Raw genomic sequence first — 19,524 nt, 5'->3', positions numbered from 1 at the left:
CCGGGGTCGTGTCGCAGCACCCGGGCGCCTGCCGCATCGGCCACAATGACGGGGACATGACGCAGCCCTCCCCTGCCCCTCCTCCGCCCAGCCGAGAGAGCGGCTACACCGCCCAGCACCTGTCCGTCCTCGAGGGCCTCGAGGCGGTCCGCAAGCGCCCGGGCATGTACATCGGCTCGACCGACTCCAAGGGTCTGACCCACCTGGCCTACGAGATCATCGACAACGCCGTCGACGAGGCCCTGGCCGGCCACTGCAACCGGATCGAGCTGACCCTGCACGCCGACGGCTCGGTCGAGGTCGGCGACGACGGCCGCGGCATCCCCGTCGACCTCGAGCCCAGGAGCGGGCTGACCGGCGTCGAGCTGGTGATGACCAAGCTGCACGCCGGTGGCAAGTTCGGCGGCGGCGGCTACAAGACCTCCGGCGGCCTGCACGGCGTCGGCGCCAGCGTCGTGAACGCGCTGTCGGTCCGGCTCGACGTGGTCGTACGCCGCGGTGGCCGGGTGCACACGATGTCCTTCAGCCGCGGCGTGCCGGGGGTCTTCGCGGGCGACGGGCCGACGGCCGCGTTCACGCCGCGGGACGGGTTGTCCGTGGCCGGCAAGGCGCCCCGGACGGCGACCGGCACGAGCGTGCGCTGGTGGCCCGACCTGCCGCTGTTCAGCAAGGGCTCGGCCGTCCACGTCGACCAGCTGCACGACCGGCTGCGCCAGACGGCCTTCCTCGTACCAGGGCTGACGCTGGCGATGCTGGATCGGCGCTCCGGCGAGCTGGTGGAGGAGAGCTTCCGCTTCGACGGCGGCACCGCCGACTTCGTCGAGCACCTCGCCGTCGACGGGGCGGTGTGCGACCCGGTGCACATCCTCGGATCGGGCAACTACAAGGAGACGGTCCCGGTGCTCGACGACCAGGGCCACATGGTGACCACGGTGGTCGAGCGGCACTGCGAGGTCGACGTCGCCCTGCGCTGGGGCACCGGCTACGACACCCGGGTGCAGACGTTCTGCAACGTCGTCGCAACACCGCACGGCGGCAGCCACCAGAACGGCTTCGAGCGCGCGCTGCTGCGCACGCTGAACGACGCGATGAAGGCCGCGCGCGTGCTGCGGGCCAACGACGACCCGGTGATCAAGGATGACGTCCTCGAGGGACTGACCGCCGTGGTGACGGTGAAGGTGCCCGAGCCGCAGTACCTCGGGCAGACCAAGGACGAGCTCGGCACCCCCGGCGTCACCAAGATCGTGGCCGACGTCGTCGGACGGGGGCTTCGCACGGAGTTCCTGGAGAACAAGAAGCGCAAGGCGCAGGCGCGCACGATCCTCGACAAGGTCGCCGCGGCCGCCAAGACCCGGCAGGCCGCCAGGGCGAGCAAGGACGCGGCCCGCCGCAAGACCGCGCTCGAGACCTCGACGCTGCCGGCGAAGCTCGCCGACTGCCGCTCCACCGACGTCAGCCGCACCGAGTTGTGGCTGGTCGAGGGTGACAGCGCGCTCGGCACCGGCAAGCTCGCGCGCAACAGCGAGTTCCAGGCGCTGCTGCCGCTGCGCGGCAAGATCCTCAACGTCCAGAAGGCCGGCGTCAGCGAGATGCTCTCCAACGCCGAGTGCGCCTCGATCATCCAGGTCGTCGGCGCCGGGACCGGACGCACCTTCGACCTCGAGCAGATGCGCTACGGCAAGGTGATCCTGATGATGGACGCCGACGTCGACGGTGCGCACATCCGCTGCCTGCTCATCACGCTGTTCGCCCGCTACATGCGGCCGGTGCTCGAGAGCGGGCGTCTGTTCGCCGCGGTGCCGCCGCTGCACCGCATCGAGGTGGCCGGCGCGAAGGAGCCGATCTACACCTACAGCGAGAAGCAGCGAAAGGACGAGCTGCGCAAGATCGCGGCCCGCGGCGCGAAGGTCAAGGGGCAGATCCAGCGCTACAAGGGCCTCGGCGAGATGGACCCCGACCAGCTGGCGGAGACGACGATGCACCCGGCGACCCGCACCCTGCGGCGGATCAACGAGGGCGACCTCGATGCGGCGGAGCGGGTGCTCGAGCTGCTCATGGGCAACGACGTCGCGCCGCGCCGCGACTTCATCGTCAGCAGCGCCTCGCGGGTCAACCGAGAGCTGCTGGACACATGACCCTGCCCCCCACCCTTGTGTCCTGCTCCCCCTGTGGCGCCCCTGTCCTCTCAGCAGGACACAAGGACTCAGCAGGACACAAGGACTCAGCAGGGCACAAGGGCTCAGCAGGGCACAAGGAGGTGCAGCGCTGATGGCGCGCAAGCGGAGCTCCTCGAGCCACATCCCCCCTTTCGAGGGCGAGGGGACGATCCTCGACACCTCGGTCGTCGACGAGATCGAGTCCAGCTACCTCGACTACTCCTACTCGGTCATCTACTCCCGCGCGCTGCCCGACGCGCGCGACGGGCTCAAGCCGGTGCACCGCCGGATCCTGTACTCCATGGCCGACTCCGGCCTGCGTCCCGATCGGCCGTACGTCAAGAGCGCCCGCGTCGTGGGCGACGTCATGGGCCGCTACCACCCGCACGGCGACAGCGCGATCTACGACGCGATGGTGCGCCTGGCGCAGCCGTTCGCCATGCGGGTGCCGCTCATCGACGGGCACGGCAACTGGGGAAGCCCCGACGACAGCGCAGCCGCCAGCAGGTACACCGAATGTCGTTTGACAGCAGCCGCTCTGCTCCTCACGGACGGGCTGGACGAGGAGACCGTCGACCACGAGGACAACTACGACGGGTCGCTGCAGCAGCCGTCGGTGCTGCCCGCCGCGATGCCCAACCTGCTCGTCAACGGCACGTCCGGCATCGCGGTCGGGATGGCCACCAACATGATCCCGCACAACCTCGTCGAGGTCGTCGACGCCGCGCGCCACCTGCTGGCCCACCCGGACGCCGACCTCGACGACCTGATGCGCTTCGTGCCCGGGCCGGACCTGCCCACCGGCGGGCAGCTGCTCGGCATGAGCGAGGTGCGTACGGCGTACGAGACCGGTCGCGGGGTCGTGCGGATGCGCGCCACCGCCGAGGTGGGCCCGCTCCCCCGCGGCAAGTCGAGCATCACGGTGACCGAACTGCCGTACGGCGTCGGCGCGGAGCGGGTCATCGCCAAGGTGAAGGAGCTCGTCACCGGCAAGAAGCTGCAGGGCATCGCCGACGTCAAAGACCTCACCGACCGGCAGCTCGGCACCCACCTGGTCTTCGAGGTCAAGGCCGGCTTCAACCCGCAGGCGGTGCTGGCCGAGCTCTACCGGCTGACGCCGCTGGAGGAGTCCTTCGGCATCAACAACGTCGCGCTGGTCGACGGGCAGCCGCGCACCCTGGGGCTGAAGGACCTGCTGCAGGTCTTCCTCGACCACCGGGTCGACGTCGTCACGCGGCGGTCCCGCTTCCGGCTGCGCAAGGCGCAGGAGCGGGCCCACCTGGTCGAGGGCCTGCTTCTCGCGCTGATGGACATCGACGAGGTCGTACGCATCATCCGCGGCTCGCAGGACGTCGGCGAGGCGCGGGCGTCGCTGGTCGCCCTGATCGGGCTGACGGACCTGCAGGCCGGCTACGTGCTGGACATGCAGCTGCGCCGGCTGGTCGCGCTCGAGGTGGCCAAGCTCGAGGCCGAGCTCGCATCGCTGCGCGAGACGATCGGCTACCTGGAGGGGATTCTCGCCGACCCGGTGCTGCTGCGGGGAGTTCTCGCCGACGAGCTCGCGGAGGTGGCGGCGGAGCACGGCACCGCACGCAGGACCGTGCTGGTCGGCGGCGACCTGAAGGCGCTCGTCACGCAGCGGGCCGCGAGCCTGGAGGTCGCCGACGAGCCGTGCGACGTGGTGCTGTCCAGCGCGGGGCTGCTGGCTCGTACCCCCCTGCACGCCGACCCGGAGGACACCTCCGGACGCAAGCGCACCGGCCGCAGCCGGCATGACGTCATCGTGTCGGTGGCACGGTCGACCACCCGCGGGACAGTCGGGCTGATCACGTCCGCCGGGCGGGTGCTCCGCGTCGGCGTGCTCGACCTGCCGAACGCGCCGGCCGTCACGACCGGCGCCCTGTCACTGCGCGGAGGTGCTCCGGCGTCGGAGTTCGCGGCGATCGAGCGGGGCGAGCGCGTCCTCGCGCTGTCCGCCCTGCCCGCCGACGGACCGGGCATCGCGCTGGCCACCACACAGGGGGTCGTCAAGCGGGTCGCACCGGAGTGGCCCAGCAAGGGCGAGGCAGTCGAGATCGTCGCGCTCAAGCCGGGGGACGAGGTGGTCGGCGCGGCCGAGCTGGTGGACGGCGAGGAGGAGCTGGTGCTGTTCGCCTCCACCGGGGACCTGCTGCGCTTTCCGGCGTCGGCGGTACGACCTCAGGGTCGTTCGGCCGGTGGCATGGCCGGGATGAAGCTGACCCCCGGTGCCGTCCTCGTCGGCTTCAGCGCGGTCTCGCTGGCTCCGCCGGAGGGGATGCTCGACGTGGTCGACGAGCCGGTCGTCGTCTCCGGCGGCGGGCTACCGCCGGAGGGCCGCGGCAAGGGCGTCGGCGTGGTGTCCAGCGTGAAGGTGACGCCGCTGTCGGAATACCCGCGCAAGGGGCGCGCGACCGGCGGCGTGCGCTGCCAGCGGCTGCTGTCCGGCGAGGCGCTGCTGGTGCTCGGCTGGGCCGGCCGCGGTCCGGCGTGGGCCGCCGCGGCCTCGGGCGATCCGGTGGAGCTACCGGCGACCTACGGCCGGCGCGACGGCTCAGGCACCCCGGTCGACAGGCCGCCTTCGGCCGTCGGGCGCCCGCACCGCTGAGGCCCGCCGGGCCCGCCGGGGCCCGGTCAGCAGCCGAGCAACCGCACGTCGCTGCCGCGCCGGGTCTTGCGGACGTGCACCTGCGCGGGGATCCGGGCCCGCAGCTCGGCGACGTGGCTGACCAGCCCCACGACGCGGCCGCCCTCGCGCAGGCCGTCGAGCACGTCCATCACCTCGTCGAGGGTGTCCTCGTCGAGAGTGCCGAAGCCCTCGTCGACGAACAACGCCTCGATCCGGGTGCCGCCCGCCTCGGCCTGCACGACGTCGGCCAGGCCCAGCGCGAGGGCCAGCGAGGCGAGGAAGGTCTCACCGCCGGACAGCGTGCTGGTCTCCCGATCCTGACCCGTCCAGCTGTCCCGGGCCAGCAGGCCCAGCCCGGAACGCGCGCCGCCCTTGGCCGCACCGTCGGTGTGCACCAGGCGGTAGCGGCCCTGCGTCATGCGCAACAGCCGGGCGCTGGCCACGGCGGCGACCTCCTCGAGCCGGGCGGCCAGCACGAACGACGTCAGCGTCATCCTCAGGGCGTTGCCGCCGCCGCCCGAGCACAGGTCGGCCAGCCGGCGGACGTGGCCGGCCTCCTGCTCGAGCGGGACCAACGCGTCGGCGGCGGCACTCAGCGCCGGTGCGAGCTCGGCCAGCTGACCGAGCCGCCCGGCGGCGGCTGCCTCGACTCCGCTGAGCTTCCGCACCAGGACGTCCGCCTCCTGCACGGCCGCCGTCGCGGCCGCCAGGTCGACCGGCTGCTCGGGCAGCCCGACGAGCTCGGGGTCGGCCAGCGCCGCCCCGAGGGCAGCCAGCTCGTCGTCGTGGGCGCGGCAGCGCCGCTCGGCGTCCTCCCGCCAGGGCGCCGGCCGCAGCGCCGCCCGGGCCTGCGCCACGTCGGCAAAGCCGGCAGCGCTGGCGGCCGCCGCCGCGGCGCCCGCGGTGCGCACCGCCTCGGCGCAGCTGCGCTCCGTCGCTGCGGCGGCCTCCCGGACGGCGTCGCAGGCAGCGGCCTCGGCCTCGGCGGCCGCGAGCGCGGTCGGCAGGTCGGCGGCGCCGTCCAGCTCGTCGCGCAGCCGCAGGACAGCGGTCTCGGCGCGGGCCGCCGCCTCGGCGCCCCGCCGCTGCGCGGCCCCCCGCTCCCCCTCGAGCCGCGCGGCCGCAGCCTCCGCCGCGGCCTGCCGCCGGTCGAGCTGCTCCAGCCGGTCCGTGGCGCCGGCCAGAGTCGCGGCCGTCGCCCGCAGCGCGCCGAGCTCGCGCAGGGCGTCCTGCGCCGCCCGCTCGAGGGCGGGGACCTCCGGGTCGTGACCCGCCAGCCGCTCGAGGTGACCCTGGGCGGTGGCGACCTCGGCCGCCAGCCGCGCCTCCACGTCGGCCACCTCCCGCGCGGCCTGCTCGGCCTCCAGCCGGGCCCGGTCCTCATCGTCGCGGGTGACACCCCCGCCGAGGCCCTCGTAGGGGTCGGGATGGGTGGTGGCGCCACAGACCTCGCAAGGGGCGCCGTCCTCCAGCCGGCCCGCCAGCTCGGCCACCATCGACACGAACCGCGCCTCCCGCAGGTCGTGCTCCTTCTCCCGCAACGACACCAGCGTCTCGCGGCCCAGGACGTGCTCCTCACGCAGCGACTCCTGCCGCACCCGGGAATCCCGCAGCCCGCGCGCCTCGCCCAACGCCGTGGACAGCGCGCCGGCCCGGGCCTCGACCGCCGGCAGGTGCTCGGCGGCCGCCCGCGCCGCCTCCAGCGCCTGCCGCAACTCGGCCCGCTGCTCCGGCAGCGCCGCCAACTCGCTGCGCAGCGCCTCCAGGGCAGTGGCCGCCTCGGCCGCCTCCGCTCCGGCCGCGGCCTGCAGGTCCCGCTCGGTGTCGAGCGCGTCGGACACGCTGCGCAGCGACTCGAGCCGCCCGGTCCGGCGGCGGGCGGCGTCGGCACTCGCGCCGAGCACGGCCGGCGTCGCCTCGACCGGGAGCCCGGCCGGCGCGAGCAGCGCCCGCGCGGAGGACTCGGCCGAGGTCGCCGCGCGGTGCGCCGCCTCCCGCTCGGCCGCGTCGTCGAGCACGGCCAGCAGCTCGGCGGCGCGGCCCGCCCCCCCCCCCACCCCCCGCAGCGCGTCGGCGGCCGGGCGCGCCGCCTCCAGCGCCACGCGCCCCGTGAGCGCACTGCGGCGGCGTGCCTGCAGGCCGGCCAGCCGGGAGGCCTGCTCGGCCTCCGCGCGTCGCGTGTCGCGCGCGCGAACGGCCTCGGCGGCGCCCACCCGGGCGGTGTCGAGCGCGGCCTCGGCGGCCTGGAGCTGCGCCCGCTCCCAGCCGGGCGGCAGCGGGTCGGGCAGCTCGGTGCCCGCCGCCTGCGCGAGCCGGGCCGCCAGCACCTCGAGCTGCTGGCGCGCGGCGGCGACCGCCGAGGAGGTGCTGATGCGGCGGGCGACCAGCCAGGCCTCGACCGCCTGAAACCGCTCGGTCGCGAACAGCCGCTGCAGCAGCTCGCCGCGCTCCCTGCTGTCACCGCGCAGGAAGCGGGCGAATTCGCCCTGCGGCAGCAGCACGACCTGGAAGAACTGGTCCGCGCTCATGCCCAGCAGCGGGTCGAGCTCGGCCGCCGCCTCGTCGATGCGGGTGGACACCGAGCTCCACGAACCGCCGCGCAGCTCCTCGAGGTGCACCCGCGCCGGCTCGGTGGTGGTGCCGGTGCCGCGGCTCTTGGCCCGCTCCTGCGCCGGGCTGCGCGTGATGCGCCAGCGCCGGCCGCCCAGCGTGACCTCGAGCTCGGCCTCGGTACGGACGCTCTGGTCGGCGTGGTCCGAGCGCAGTCGGCCGGACTTGCCGCGCGCACCCGGCACCCGGCCATAGAGCGCAAAGCCGATGCCGTCGAGCAACGTCGTCTTGCCCGAACCGGTCTCGCCGTGCAGCAGGAACAGGCCGCTGGCGGCGAGGGCGTCGAGGTCGACGACCACCTCCTCCGGGAACGGCCCGAAGGCCCGCAACCGCAGCCGGTGCGGCCTCATCCGGCCACCGCCGCGAGCCGGACCGCGTCGAGCGCCTGCTGCAGCAGCGCCCGGTCCCGCTCGTCGGCCGCTCCGACGGTAGAGGTGGAGCCGCCGCCGCGCACGTGCCGGACGAACTCGGTGACGACCTCCAGGTCGTCGCGACCCGCGACGCGGGTGCCGTAGCTGCGCTCGTCGGCGACGGCGCCCGCCGGCTGCCAGTCCAGGACCAGCACGTGTGGGAAGCGGGAGCGCAACCGCACCATCGCGTCCTCCGGCCGGACGGCGTCGGTGAGCACCACCGACAGCCAGTCCGACTCCCGGTCGGCGAGCGAGGGGTCGCCCAGCAGGTCGGCCAGCGCGCCACGCAGGGCGGACAACCGGCGCGGGACGGGCGCCGGGACCTGCTCCACGCGCCCCAGCCCGGCGGCGTCGAGCTCGACCAGCCAGCAGCCCTTGACGTGGGCCGCCTCCGAGAAGGAGTAGGCCAGTGGCGAGCCGCTGTAGCGCAGCCCCGCACGGAGCACCTGCGCGCCGTGCAGATGACCCAGCGCCGTGTAGTCGATGCCGTCGAACAGCGCCGCACCCACGTCGCCGACACCGCCGACCCGGATGTCCCGCTCGCTGTCGCTGGGCTCCCCGCCGGTGACCCAGGCGTGGGCGAGCACGACGGAGCGGGCGCGGCGGCGCGCGGCGTCGGCCCGCACACAGGCCATCGCGCGGCCGAGGACGCCGGAGTGCCCGCGCGGAAGGTCGGTCGCACCCGCCGGGTCGGCGGGCAGGAGGTCGCGGACCGCCTCGGGCTCGAGATAGGGCAACCCGTAGACCGCCACCTCCCCGTGGTCGTCGGCCAGCAGGACGGGCATCGCGCAGTCCTGGGGGCGGGTGCGGACGTGCACCCCCGCCGCGTCGACCAGCCGGGCGCCCACCCCGAGCCGCGAGGCCGAGTCGTGGTTGCCGCTCGTCACCACGACCCGCGCCCCCGCATCCCGGAGCCGGCACAGCGCCTCGTCGTACAGCCCCACGGCGTCGACCGACGGAACGGCGCGGTCGTAGACGTCACCGGCGACCAGGACCGCGTCGACCCGCTCGCGGCGGACGGTCTCCACGAGGAAGTCCAGGAAGCCGGCCTGGGCCGGGGCCAGGTCGGCCCGGTGCAGGGTGCGGCCGAGGTGCCAGTCGGAGGTGTGCAGCAGGCGCATGCCTCGACGGTAGGTGCGCCCCCCGACAGGATCGCCCGACGACACGGCTTCACCACGTCCTGCTGCTCGTGGCGGTGGTGCTGCTGGCCGCGGCGGCCCTGCCGGTCGCCTTGCGTGCCGGCCTGCGTTGATGCGACAGTGCCGGCTCGCCGGGGGGCGCCCGACCCGGTCCGGGCACCTCCCGCCATGCACCATCCGAGGAGGAGCAGTGAACTCTGGACAGCAGAGCCCTTCGTCGGCCGACCCGAGTGCTTTCGCCACCGAGCTCCGCGTGCGTGTCGTGGAGGCGGCCACCTCGCTCGAGGCGGCCGAGGTCCTTGGCGAGCCGCTGATCGCGCAGATCGCCGAGGCCGACCTCGCCGACCTGCGCGCCATGGCCGTCCGCAACGACATCGAACTCACCGAGCCACCCTTGTAGCCTGCGCCCGCTGCCCGTACGGACATTCCCACGCAGCACCCTCAGGGTGCATGCTGTCGCCCATGCGGGTGGGGATTGCGGGCAAGGGCGGTGTCGGCAAGTCGACGATCGCCGCGGTGCTGTCGCGGACGCTGTCCCGGGAGGGGCAGCAGGTCATCGCCATCGACGCCGACTCCGACCCCAACCTCGGCGTGAGCATCGGCCTGGGCGAGGCGGACTCCGACCGGATGCGGTCACTGCTCGACCAGTCCGGCCCCAGGCGGCACGTCCCGAGTGGCCTGACACCTCCCGAACTGCTGGCGAGCTACGGCCAGGCCGGCCCGGACGACGTCACGATCCTGCTGGGCGCCCGCTCCGAGAAGGCTGGCAGCGGTTGAACGGGCAGTGCCCACGTCACGGTCCGTGACTTCATCGAGAACGTCGAGCAGGCCATGCCGTACGCGTTCGTGGTCGCCGACATGGAGGCGGGCCTGGAGCACCTGTCCTGGGCCGGCGGGACGCTGCGGTACGCCGATCTGCTGCTCGTGGTGCTCCAGCCGACAGCCAAGGTGCTGCTGACGGCGGACCGCGCCCATCGGCTGGCGGTGGAGCTCGGCATCGCCGACGTCGCCTTCGTCGGGAACCGCGTCCGGGAGGCGGACCGTCCACGGCTGGAGGAGTTCGCGGCCGAGCGCGGGCGTCGGCTGCTGGGGGTCATTCCGCACGACGACGCCGTCATCGAGGCGGACCGGCGCGGGATGTGCGTGCTCGATTACGCGCCTGATTCGCCTGCCGTGCAGGCGATCCAGCAGCTCGCCCGCGTGCTCGACGAGCAGCAGCGTGAGGCGCGGTCACCGCGTCAGCGCCGCCCGTAGCGCCGCGGGGATGTGGTCGAGGTCCTCGTCGCCGATGACCAGCGGCGGGCACATCGCCAAGGTGTCCGGCGCGATCGGCCGCACGATGACCCCCTCGTCCAGGACCCGGTCGCGGACCGCCACCAGATCCTGGTCCTCCGGAACGCCCACAGCCCAGACGGCACCTTCGCCGCGTACGTCGCTGACCAGCCCGTCCGCCAGCAGCGACCGCAGGGCGGGCGCCAACCTGTGACCGATCTCCGTCGCCTTCTTCACCAGGCCCTCGCGCTCCATGATGGCCAGGCACGCGAGGGCGGCTGCGCACGCGGCGCCGTGGCCCGAGTAGGTGTAGCCGTGCCGCAGCACGAACGCCGGATCGGCCGCGAGCGCCTGGTGCACGGAGGGAGCGACGAGAAGGCCCCCGAGGGGGACATAGCCGCTCGTGACGCCCTTCGCGAAGGTGGTGAGGTCGGCCTGCACGCCGTAGTGCTGGCCGCCGAAGAAGCTGCCGAGTCGCCCGAAGCCGCAGATCACCTCGTCGAGCACGAGGTGCGCGCCGAATTCGTCGCACAGCGCACGCAGGCCCTGCAGGTAGCCCGGCGCCGGTGGAAAGACCCCGCCGGCGCCGACGACCGGCTCGGCGAACACCGCGGCCACCCGGCCGGGGTGTCCCTCCATCACGGACCGCACCGCGTCGAGGTCGTCCTTGGGGACCTGCACGACGTCCGCGACGCCGTCCCCGAAGCCCACGTGGTTCAGCGGCAGCCCGGTCAGCGCCATGGCGCCGTACGTCACGCCGTGGTAGCTGGGTGCCCGACTGATCACGATCGTTCTCTCCGGGCTGCCTGCCTGGGTGTGCGCCGCTCGGCTGAGTTTGAGAGCTGTCTCGACGGACTCCGAGCCTCCGCTGGTCAGGAACACCCGGCTGCCCGGAACCGGGGCCAGGTCGGACAGCCGCTGGGCCAACTCCTCCGCTCGGGGTCCCGAGAACCGGTCGAAGCAGTGGTAGGTCTCCAGCTCGCACATCTGCGCCGCGACCGCGTCGCCGATCTCCCGCCGGCCGTGCCCGATGTTGCAGTACCAGAGCGAGGCCATGGCATCGACGTAGCGACGGCCGCGGTCGTCGAAGACCGCCGCGCCCTCGCCCCGCACCACGCGGATGAACGACTCGACCGGGGCGGCCGGTCGGGCGAAGGGGTGCAGCAACGCGGGGACAGCGGGAGCGGCACTCGGTGCTGGCGGCATGGGGCTCCTCTCCGGGCCGGTTGCAGGTCGCGACCGGGTTCCGGCGGCGGACGGTATCCCGGTCGTCCCGGGGCCCGTGCACCGTAGAGCCGATCGACTGTCGCTGCCAGCGCCGGACCCGAAAGCACCGGTGGCGCGGATCAGCGAACTGGTGGCGGCAGATCTCGACGCGTGCGCTCGAGCGCTGGACACCCCGGCGATGTCAGGACCTCCACCGCACCTCCCCGTGCACGACCTCGCCCCGCAGCACCGTCGCGGCAACCGTCAGGTCCGGGTGGAGCAGCACCACGTCGGCGTCTGCGCCGGGCTCCAGCCGCCCCTTACGAGAGCAGCCGATCAGATCGGCCGGCGTACGTGTCGCTGCGCGTACCGCCGCGGCCGGTGAGCACCCGGTCCACCGGATCAGGTTGCGGACCGCGGCGTCGAGGGTCAGGGTGCTGCCGGCCAGCACTCCAGCACGCGTGCGTACCGCGTCGCCCTCGAGAACAACACGCTCGCGGCCGAGGGTGGAACCGGTCGTCCTGCCGCCGGCAGCGGCGACGCTGTCGGTGACCAGGACTGCCCTGTCTGGCGCGAGCGCCCGCCACGCCGCCGCGACCGCCGTGGGGTGGCAGTGCAGTCCGTCGGCGATGAGCCCGCAGCTCAATCTGAGGTCGGCCAGGCCTACTCCGGCAAGCCCCGGATCCCGGTGGCCGAACGGGCGCATCGCGTTGAACAGGTGCGTCACGCTGCGGGCACCGGCGTCGACGGCTGCCGAGGCCTGCTCGGCGGTGGCGTCACTGTGCCCCAGCGAGACGAGAACGTCGCGCTGCGAGAGCTCGTTCACGAGGTCGAGCACGCCGGGCAGCTCGGGCGCGAGCGTCACACAGACGACGCCGGCACGGCGCGACCAGGACGCGGTATCGGTGTCGGCCAACGCTCGTACTGCCTCGGCAGCGTGGGCGCCGCGGCGGACCTTCGCGAGCAGCGGCCCTTCCAGGTGCAGGCCGAGTGGCTCGGCACCGCGATAGCCGTCGGGACGCTGCGCGAGCGCCCGCTGCGCCCGAACGACGATGACGTCACCGGCCGACACGAGCGTGGGCAGGAACGCACCGACCCCGAACCGGGGCAGGTGCGTCCCGACCTCCCACAACCGCTCGGGCTCCAGCGTGAGATCGATGCCGCCGAAGCCATTGCACTGCAGGTCGAGCAGTGCCGGCGCGACGAGCAGCCCGGTCGCGTCGGCGCGACGTGCCGGCGCGCCGTCGGGCTCACCGATGCGGCCGTCGACGAGCACCAGGTCACCCGCCGCGGCAGGGCCGTCCGGCAGGGCGTCGATCCGCGTTCCCCCGACGACGCCGATCATCCGGCCGGGCCTTCCGCGCCCGCGTCGAGCCCCTCGCGCAGCGGACGCAGGCTCTCGTCCATCTCGCCAGGGCGACTGCGCGCAAGCCAGCAGGAGCGCACGTCGTCGAGCAGGCCCTGCAGATCCTGCTCGTCCACCGACCGAGGCGCGCCGGCCGCGCCGAGCAGGCGCAGCGCACCCACGCGCGCCAGCCGCGCCGCCGTCTGCAGCTCGGCGACGACCAGATCTCCGTCGGCGCACTGCGGACGCGCCGCGGTGAGCGCCGCCAGGCCGGCATCGAGCGCCTCCAGAGCCGCTGCGGCGCCCCGAGCATCCACCTCGGAGGCGACGAACGACAGCGCCTTCGGCAGGACGCGGCTGAACAGCGGGCTCGCGTTCAGCGCGGGGATCCCGGTGGCAGCGGCGGCGCTCGCGAGCAGCTCGACGCTGCCGCCGAGCCGCTCCGCGACGTCGGCGAACACCTCACGGTCGAGCACCGGCGCCACGTCGAGGTCGCTGTTGGTCCGGGCGCACCACGCGACCGCGGCGCCGTACAGCAGGGGCGCGAAGCTGGCCGAGGGCGGCTGCAAGTGGCCGTTGTCGCCCCAGTCGGTGACCAGGTAGCCGCTGGCCCCGCTGTCGCGCCCGGCGACCGCTGCGTCGAGCAGATTGGCCCGGGCGTTCTCGCCGCGACCGACGAAGGAGTTCCACGTCGACGTGCCGGGACACACCCAGAAGTCCCGGCCGGCGTCGACGTGCGGTTCGACGAGGGAGGCGAAGTCCGGTGGCGCTCCCCCCTCGAAGCCGAGCGCCTGTGCGAGCTTCGCCTGACGTGGGCTGAGCTCCGGCGGCGTGGCGCCAGGTGCTTCGTACGACCACACCAGTGACGTCACAGCTTTGTCGAGTAGCGGCAGCGCCTCCGGGTGCTTGGCCAGCATGTCGCCCCACGCGAGCACCCGTCGCCCCTGCTGGAGCAGGGGGCGGGCGATGCGGTTCACGTGCTCGACGAAGACGCTCCCCACGCCGTTGGCGACCACCCGGTCGCGGCTGCGCCCCCACCCGAGCTCGAAGGTCTCGTCACAGCCGATGTTCACCGTGTCGGAGCTGAGGAAGCCGAGCTGCTCGTGCAGGAGGGACAGCACGAAGTCGGCGTTCTCCGGACGGGGTGCGAGCACCGTCGGTGGCGCGGGGTGACCCGGCACCGGCTCCCAGCCCGAGGGGCACTCCGCGCGGGAGCGGTACGTCTCGTGCGCGAGCCAGCGGCCGAAGTGCCCGAACGACGACTGGTTCGCGGCGAGCTCGATACCCGCCGCGCTGCAGGTGTCGTCCAGCCATACGAGGTCCGCACCGGTGAGCGGCGAGCTGCCGCGCCACACCGTGGAGTGGTGGGCGTAGGCGAAGGCGTGCTCCACGTGGAGCTGCAGGTGGTTGTAGCGCCCCAGTTCCAGCAGGCCGACCAGCCGGGCGAGTGTCTCGCGGGTCGGCACCCGCCCCCGTGAGACGTCGAGCAGGAAGCCGCGCACCGGGAGGTCGGGCCAGTCAACGACCTCGCACCGCGGCAGCCTCCCCCCGTACACCGCACGGAGCTGCCGGAGCGTCGACGCCGCGTACCGGTGACCGGCAGCGCCGGTATGGCGTACGACGACGCCGTCAGCGTCCGCGCGGATCGAGTAGCCCTGTGTCGGCAAGGAGGAGTCGTCGATGACCGTGACCTGCTCGCCCGCCGCAGCCGCCTCCTCCACCCGCAGGGATCGCGGCTCGGGGTAGAGACCGGACGTCATGTCAGCGCCGGACATGTGACGACCCGTCCGTCGTCAGAGCTGTCAGCCACCGAGAACCGTCGCATCGTCTGCTCCACCGTGCCCATCACGACGACGTCGACGAGTCCGGCTGCATGGGCGCCTCCCGACGTGGACGGTAACGGGGGCGTACCCGTGCCCGTACGGGTGTCACCCACTCAGGGCGATGCTCACCACGAGCACCGTGGAAAGCACGATCGCGGCGGATGTTGCGGCCCGTACTCCCGCTGTTGCGGGCCGAGCCCCGATCGTCGCGGCGGAAGCGGACGTCCAGAGCTCCTCGTGCACCGCCCGGTAACGGCTCTGCCCGACGAGCAGGAGAGCGATGGCGCCCAGGCCTCCGACAGCCGCCACCACTGCGGCCATCCACGTCGACTCGTCGAGCGTCAGCCGAGCTGCGATCGCAGACGTCGCCAGCAGCCCGAGGCCGGTGCGGGCCCAGGCCATCTGCGTGCGCTCGAGCGCCGCGCCCTCGTCGAACAAACGATCAGTGGTCACGACTCGACCGCCGACTCGACGACCAGCAGCGCCACGGCGAGCACGCTCACCACGGTCAGGACGATCACGAGGACCGCGGGCAGCCGGCTCGGCGGAAGCGGCCTCCCGTGGCGTAGTGCCTGCTGGTAGCACTGCCAGCGCGAGTACGCACCGCCGGCGACGACGGCGCCGAGCACCACCAGCGACACGCCGGCGAGCTCCCGCACTCCCGGCACGAGCAACTGCGGCAGCAGGTGCACGGCGGCGATGCCGGCAGCATCCAGTGCCAGCGCCGTCCGCAGCCAGGCCAGGAAGGTGCGCTCGTTGGCCAGCGTGAAGCGGTAGTCCGGCTCCCGCTCCCCGGCTGGCTCGCCGTCGTCCGGGTGGTCGCTGCTCATCTGATCTGACGCCTCTCCGTCGACTCGTTGCTCAGTGTCTCGCCCCGGCTGCCACCTCCGCACAGCGCCGTCGCCCTTGTCGTCGCGGGGCAGCACGACTGCGCCGCCCACCCGGCGACGCGGCCTCGCACCCTGACGCCTCCGGCACACTCGGCCGGTGTCACTGCCAGGATCAGGCAGCACCGACGGTGGCGCCGTCGCTCGACCGGGAAGGGGACATGGCGTGCGCGCTGAGGACTGGGACAACAGGTACGCCGCCGCTCAGCAGTGGTCGGACGAACCGAACGCGCTGGCCGCGTCGCTGCTCGCGAACGTGCCCGCCGGACGAGCGCTGGACGTCGCTGCCGGTGAGGGCCGGATGTCGCTGTGGCTGGTTTCGCGCGGCTGGACGGTCACGGCGCTGGACTTCTCCCCGGTCGGGCTGCAACGCGGACAGCAACGCGCGCAGGAGCGTGGGCTGCAGATCGACTGGCAGGTCGGCGAGGACACCGCCGTCGACACGCTGCTGCTCGCCCGTCGACCTACCTCCTCCTAGCGGGCCGACAGGCACAAGGGCCGGCCTTCGTGCCGTCGGGACTGGCGCCCACGGGCTGGGCGCCGTGGACGCCGGAACATTTCCGGCCGAAGGGGGTTGCAATGGATACCCCCTGGGGTACTAACGCCATTGCAGCTCTGAAGGAGGAACCATGCTGACCGAGGTCGCCAACGACGACCTGGATGTCGCCCGCGAGGCCGGCGCCACCGTCCTGGACGTGCGCAAGAGCGAGCCCGTGTTCGTCACCTGCCAGAGCGGCGGCCGCAGCACCCAGGCCGCTCAGCTGCTCGACCGGGCCGGCATCGACGTACGCAACGTCGCCGGCGGCACCAGCGCGTGGATCCGCAGCGGCCGACCCGTCGAGACCGGCGCCCCGGGCCACTGATCTGCACCGCAGAAGGAGCCATCTCATGAGCGACCACAGCACCCTGCAGCGCGACGGTCTGACCGTCACCATCGTCGAGACACCGAGCCTGGGCGACCGCAGCTACGTCGTCGACGACGGCACCAGCGCCCTGGTCATCGATCCGCAGCGCGACATCGACCGCATCGAGAAGGTTCTCGAACAGCGCAGCGTGCAGCTGGCGGCCGTCGCCGAGACGCACGCGCACAACGACTACGTCACCGGTGGGCTCGAGTTCGCCCGCAAGGCCGACGTGCCCTACCTCGTGCCGTGCGAGGCCGAGGCTGACTACGAGCGCACCCAGGTCTGCGACGAGGACGTCCGGCAGGTCGGTCAGATGACCGTCCGCACCATGGGCACCCCCGGGCACACACCGCACCACGTCTCGTTCGCCGTCGGCCGGGGTGACCGGCCCACGATGGTCTTCACCGGCGGGTCGATGCTGTTCGGTTCGGTCGGGCGCACCGACCTGGTGTCCCCCGAGCTGACCGTGGATCTCAGCCACCGGCAGTACGCGTCCGTGCGACGCCTGGCCGACGAGCTGCCCGGCGACGCCGCGGTGCTCCCCACCCACGGGTTCGGGAGCTTCTGCTCGGCCACCCCCACCTCCGGCGACGCCTCCACCGTCGAGCAGCAGCGCACCCAGAACCCGGCGCTGACCCAGGACGAGGACGACTTCGTCCGCAGTCTGCTCGACGGGTTCGACGCCTATCCCGCGTACTACGTCCACATGGGCCCGACCAACCTCGCCGGACCGGCACCGGTCGACCTGTCACCCGTGCACCACGCGGACGCCGACGAGCTGCGCCGCCGCGTCGACGCCGGCGAGTGGGTCGTGGACCTGCGCGACCGGACCGCCTTCGCCCGCGGTCACGTCCCCGGCAGCTACAGCTTCGACGCCAACGGCAACATGGTCACCTTCCTCGGCTGGCTCATCCCGTGGGGCACCCCGCTCACGCTCATCGCGGACTCACCCGAGCAGGTCGCCGAGGCGCAGCGCGAGCTCGTCCGCATCGGCATCGATCGACCCGCCGCGCAGGCCACGGCACCCGTCGAGCAGCTCGCCGGTGAACGCGGGGTCGCCAGCTTCCGTACGGCCACGTTCGAAGACGTCGCCGCCGTCCGGGAGCGGGACCCGGACGTCCTCATCCTCGACGTCCGCCGCAACGCCGAGTGGCAGGACGGACACGTGGAGGGGGCCGTGCACATCCCGCTGCACGAGCTGCTCGACCGCACGGACGAGGTCCCGGCAGACCAGCCGGTGCACGTGCACTGCGCCGGCGGGTTCCGCGCCACCATCGCCGCGTCGATCCTCGACGCGGCCGGCAAGGACGTGACCGCCGTGATCGGGGCGTTCAACGAGGCCGAAGGCGCCGGCCTGCCGGTCGTGACGACGCCAGCGTGAACGTGGCACGGCAGGTGGCCGCGCCCGGGCGACGGCGGGCGAGATCCGGCTCGGACCGCGTGAGAACTCAGCGCGGTTCGGCCTGCTCGTCGTCGTCTACGCCTTCCTCGGCGCGGCCATCGGCGTCGAGCGCACAGCCGTGCCGCTGCTCCTGCTCGGCGCCCACTCATGGTGCTCGCCGCGATCACCGACCTCGTCGGACCCAGCGACCGACCGGCAGCCCTCGGGTGTACCGACCCTGGCGCGACCTCGGCTACCTCGCCGGAGCTCTCATCGCCGGCCTCGTCAGCGACCGGCTCGGGGCCCTCCCCGCGATCGCGGTCGTGGCCGCACTGACCGCCGCCGCCGGGCTCCGCCTGCACGTAGCTCTGCGCACCGTGGCACAGGTCGCGACACCCGTACCCGTACGGGAAGACGACGCACTCAGGCGCAGTTGAATGAGCAACAGCACCACGCCGAACCCAGGAGGGGCCATGCAGCTCGACGACGACGCGGTCAAGACCGCCGTGACCCGGCTGCGCCGCGCCGAGGGGCAGATCGGCGGCGTCATCAAGATGCTGCAGGAAGGCCGTGACTGCGAGGACGTCGTCACCCAGCTGGCAGCCGTGTCCCGTGCGCTCGACAAGGCCGGATTCAGCATCGTCGCCAGCGGACTGAAGCAGTGCCTGTCAGCTCCCGAGAGCGAGCAGTCGGACGTCGACACCGCGAAGTTGGAGAAGCTCTTCCTGTCACTCGCCTGATGGCGCACGGTCGTTGCTGTGCCGGTTCGCGTTGGCTCACCAAAAGTGCGCGCGTAAGGGTGGTCGTTGCCTCATTCAGCGATGCGCGCGTACAGCGTGCCTGCCTGGCTGGTGAGTAGCCTGCCGATAGGTCCTGATCGTGGGACTGACGATGGGCCAGCGGCAGGCAGTGACCAAGGCGATCGCATCACCCCGTGGTCGCGAAAGCCCCGCCATGAGCGCTTGTGGACGGGCGCCTTTCGGTGTTGCCGCCGCTCCTACACCGTCGGCGCAGCACCGGACGCGACCGAAGGTGCTTGAAGAAGGAGGTGACGCCCGAAGGCGGTCCATCCGGCGGCATACAGAGCGAGCACCGGCACGCTCACGAGCGCTGGAGCCAGGCCGAACAGATTGCCGCCGAGAACACCGAGACCGAGTGCTGCCGTGAACGCGACCAGCCAGCGCTGCTTGCGGTGGCGAAGGCCCAGCGCGGCGACCACGCCGCCGACGAGCAGGACGAGCATCCCGATGCCGAAGACGATCCACCCGATGTCGGAGCCGATCCAGTGCTCATCGACATCCGCCTGCGAGGCGGCGTACGCGTTCAGGCCATCCTGGAACAGGACCCCGTAGAACTCGATGACGTTTCCGGCAGCAAGGACAGCCGCACCTACCGCAGCGGCCGTGAACCCGACGCGTGCGAGACCGCCGTTGGCCAGACCAGCTCGAGGTGCCTGCCACATAGCCAAGGCGAAGAGCAACAGGGGGACGACGAGGAGTCGGTTGTAGCCGTCGTAGCCGAGCAGGTCTCGCCTGTGAAGTTCAGCGGCCGGTATCAGCGCCAGCCACGCGACACCACCAAGTAGCGCGGCTCGGCCGGCGAATCTGGCCGCTCGACCACGACCAGAGGAGCGCAGACGTACTTGGCGCGTCATCCCGCCACCTCCGGTGTCGCTGCCCATGACGATGCCCTGGTGACTCACGTCAAGATGCGCGCGTAGCGGTAGTCGTTGACTCATGAGCC

At 73.0% G+C, this 19,524-nt stretch carries 18 protein-coding genes; 10 read left to right on the top strand and 8 right to left on the bottom strand.

Features of this window, described 5'->3' with window-relative positions; genetic code table 11:
- The first annotated feature begins 56 nt into the window (after nucleotides 1-56).
- Both WD794_07975 and WD794_07970 read left to right on the top strand, forming a co-directional pair.
- Entirely contained in the window at nucleotides 57-2,135 is a 2,079-nt protein-coding gene (locus tag WD794_07975; protein MEX2290248.1) for a DNA topoisomerase IV subunit B, read from the top strand.
- 133 nt (nucleotides 2,136-2,268) lie between these two features.
- Nucleotides 2,269-4,782, top strand: coding sequence for a DNA topoisomerase IV subunit A (locus tag WD794_07970; GenBank protein MEX2290247.1), 2,514 nt, complete (start codon nucleotides 2,269-2,271; stop codon nucleotides 4,780-4,782).
- A gap of 26 nt (nucleotides 4,783-4,808) precedes the next feature.
- Here the strand turns inward: WD794_07970 and WD794_07965 are convergent, their stop codons facing one another.
- Nucleotides 4,809-7,763 (bottom strand): SMC family ATPase, encoded by a 2,955-nt coding sequence (locus WD794_07965; protein MEX2290246.1) that lies wholly within the window; start codon nucleotides 7,761-7,763, stop codon nucleotides 4,809-4,811.
- Complete coding sequence (locus WD794_07960; GenBank protein ID MEX2290245.1) at nucleotides 7,760-8,944, bottom strand: exonuclease SbcCD subunit D; 1,185 nt, start codon at nucleotides 8,942-8,944, stop codon at nucleotides 7,760-7,762. Before WD794_07960 ends, WD794_07965 begins: the two co-directional genes overlap by 4 nt.
- 208 nt (nucleotides 8,945-9,152) lie before the next feature.
- Between WD794_07960 and WD794_07955 the strand changes: the two genes are divergently transcribed.
- Genes WD794_07955 through WD794_07945 form a run of 3 tightly spaced genes read left to right on the top strand, consistent with a single transcriptional unit; the run spans nucleotide 9,153 to nucleotide 10,216 of the window.
- Nucleotides 9,153-9,362, top strand: coding sequence for a hypothetical protein (locus tag WD794_07955; GenBank protein ID MEX2290244.1), 210 nt, complete (start codon nucleotides 9,153-9,155; stop codon nucleotides 9,360-9,362).
- Nucleotides 9,363-9,412: 50 nt separating this feature from the next.
- The gene (locus WD794_07950) at nucleotides 9,413-9,739 is read left to right on the top strand and encodes an AAA family ATPase (GenBank protein MEX2290243.1); all 327 of its coding nucleotides are present in this window, start codon (nucleotides 9,413-9,415) and stop codon (nucleotides 9,737-9,739) included.
- 54 nt (nucleotides 9,740-9,793) lie between these two features.
- Nucleotides 9,794-10,216, top strand: coding sequence for a hypothetical protein (locus tag WD794_07945; protein ID MEX2290242.1), 423 nt, complete (start codon nucleotides 9,794-9,796; stop codon nucleotides 10,214-10,216).
- Here the strand turns inward: WD794_07945 and WD794_07940 are convergent.
- From WD794_07940 to WD794_07920, 5 genes are all read right to left on the bottom strand, one after another.
- Nucleotides 10,193-11,440, bottom strand: coding sequence for an aminotransferase class III-fold pyridoxal phosphate-dependent enzyme (locus WD794_07940; GenBank protein ID MEX2290241.1), 1,248 nt, complete (start codon nucleotides 11,438-11,440; stop codon nucleotides 10,193-10,195). The two genes, WD794_07945 and WD794_07940, sit on opposite strands and share 24 nt — an antisense overlap.
- 202 nt (nucleotides 11,441-11,642) lie before the next feature.
- On the bottom strand, nucleotides 11,643-12,785 hold the full coding sequence (gene nagA / locus WD794_07935; protein ID MEX2290240.1) for an N-acetylglucosamine-6-phosphate deacetylase: 1,143 nt from the start codon (nucleotides 12,783-12,785) through the stop codon (nucleotides 11,643-11,645).
- The gene (locus tag WD794_07930) at nucleotides 12,782-14,560 is read right to left on the bottom strand and encodes a glycoside hydrolase family 20 zincin-like fold domain-containing protein (GenBank protein ID MEX2290239.1); all 1,779 of its coding nucleotides are present in this window, start codon (nucleotides 14,558-14,560) and stop codon (nucleotides 12,782-12,784) included. Before WD794_07930 ends, nagA begins: the two co-directional genes overlap by 4 nt.
- Nucleotides 14,561-14,713: 153 nt before the next feature.
- Entirely contained in the window at nucleotides 14,714-15,061 is a 348-nt protein-coding gene (locus WD794_07925; protein MEX2290238.1) for a DUF202 domain-containing protein, read from the bottom strand.
- Nucleotides 15,058-15,438 carry a DUF202 domain-containing protein gene (locus WD794_07920; protein MEX2290237.1) on the bottom strand — a complete coding sequence of 127 codons (381 nt, stop codon included), beginning with the start codon at nucleotides 15,436-15,438 and terminating at the stop codon, nucleotides 15,058-15,060. Before WD794_07920 ends, WD794_07925 begins: the two co-directional genes overlap by 4 nt.
- Before the next feature lie 223 nt (nucleotides 15,439-15,661).
- Between WD794_07920 and WD794_07915 the strand changes: the two genes are divergently transcribed.
- The 5 genes from WD794_07915 to WD794_07895 all read left to right on the top strand — a co-directional run bounded on the left by WD794_07915 (nucleotide 15,662) and on the right by WD794_07895 (nucleotide 18,521).
- The gene (locus tag WD794_07915; protein MEX2290236.1) at nucleotides 15,662-15,973 is read left to right on the top strand and encodes a class I SAM-dependent methyltransferase; all 312 of its coding nucleotides are present in this window, start codon (nucleotides 15,662-15,664) and stop codon (nucleotides 15,971-15,973) included.
- Nucleotides 15,974-16,124: 151 nt separating this feature from the next.
- On the top strand, nucleotides 16,125-16,358 hold the full coding sequence (locus WD794_07910; protein MEX2290235.1) for a rhodanese-like domain-containing protein: 234 nt from the start codon (nucleotides 16,125-16,127) through the stop codon (nucleotides 16,356-16,358).
- A gap of 25 nt (nucleotides 16,359-16,383) precedes the next feature.
- Nucleotides 16,384-17,781, top strand: coding sequence for a rhodanese-like domain-containing protein (locus tag WD794_07905; protein MEX2290234.1), 1,398 nt, complete (start codon nucleotides 16,384-16,386; stop codon nucleotides 17,779-17,781).
- A 227-nt stretch (nucleotides 17,782-18,008) separates the two neighbouring features.
- Entirely contained in the window at nucleotides 18,009-18,218 is a 210-nt protein-coding gene (locus WD794_07900) for a hypothetical protein (GenBank protein MEX2290233.1), read from the top strand.
- 36 nt (nucleotides 18,219-18,254) lie between these two features.
- Nucleotides 18,255-18,521, top strand: coding sequence for a metal-sensitive transcriptional regulator (locus WD794_07895; protein MEX2290232.1), 267 nt, complete (start codon nucleotides 18,255-18,257; stop codon nucleotides 18,519-18,521).
- Nucleotides 18,522-18,778: 257 nt separating this feature from the next.
- On the opposite strand, the gene WD794_07890 is transcribed toward WD794_07895, so the two are convergent.
- Nucleotides 18,779-19,524 (bottom strand): hypothetical protein (locus tag WD794_07890; protein MEX2290231.1); only part of this gene is annotated, 746 nt, incomplete at its 5' end.

This window comes from Mycobacteriales bacterium, from assembly GCA_040902655.1.
Classification (GTDB): Bacteria; Actinomycetota; Actinomycetes; order Mycobacteriales; family SCTD01; genus SCTD01.
This window is presented reverse-complemented; position numbering and strand designations above follow the sequence as displayed.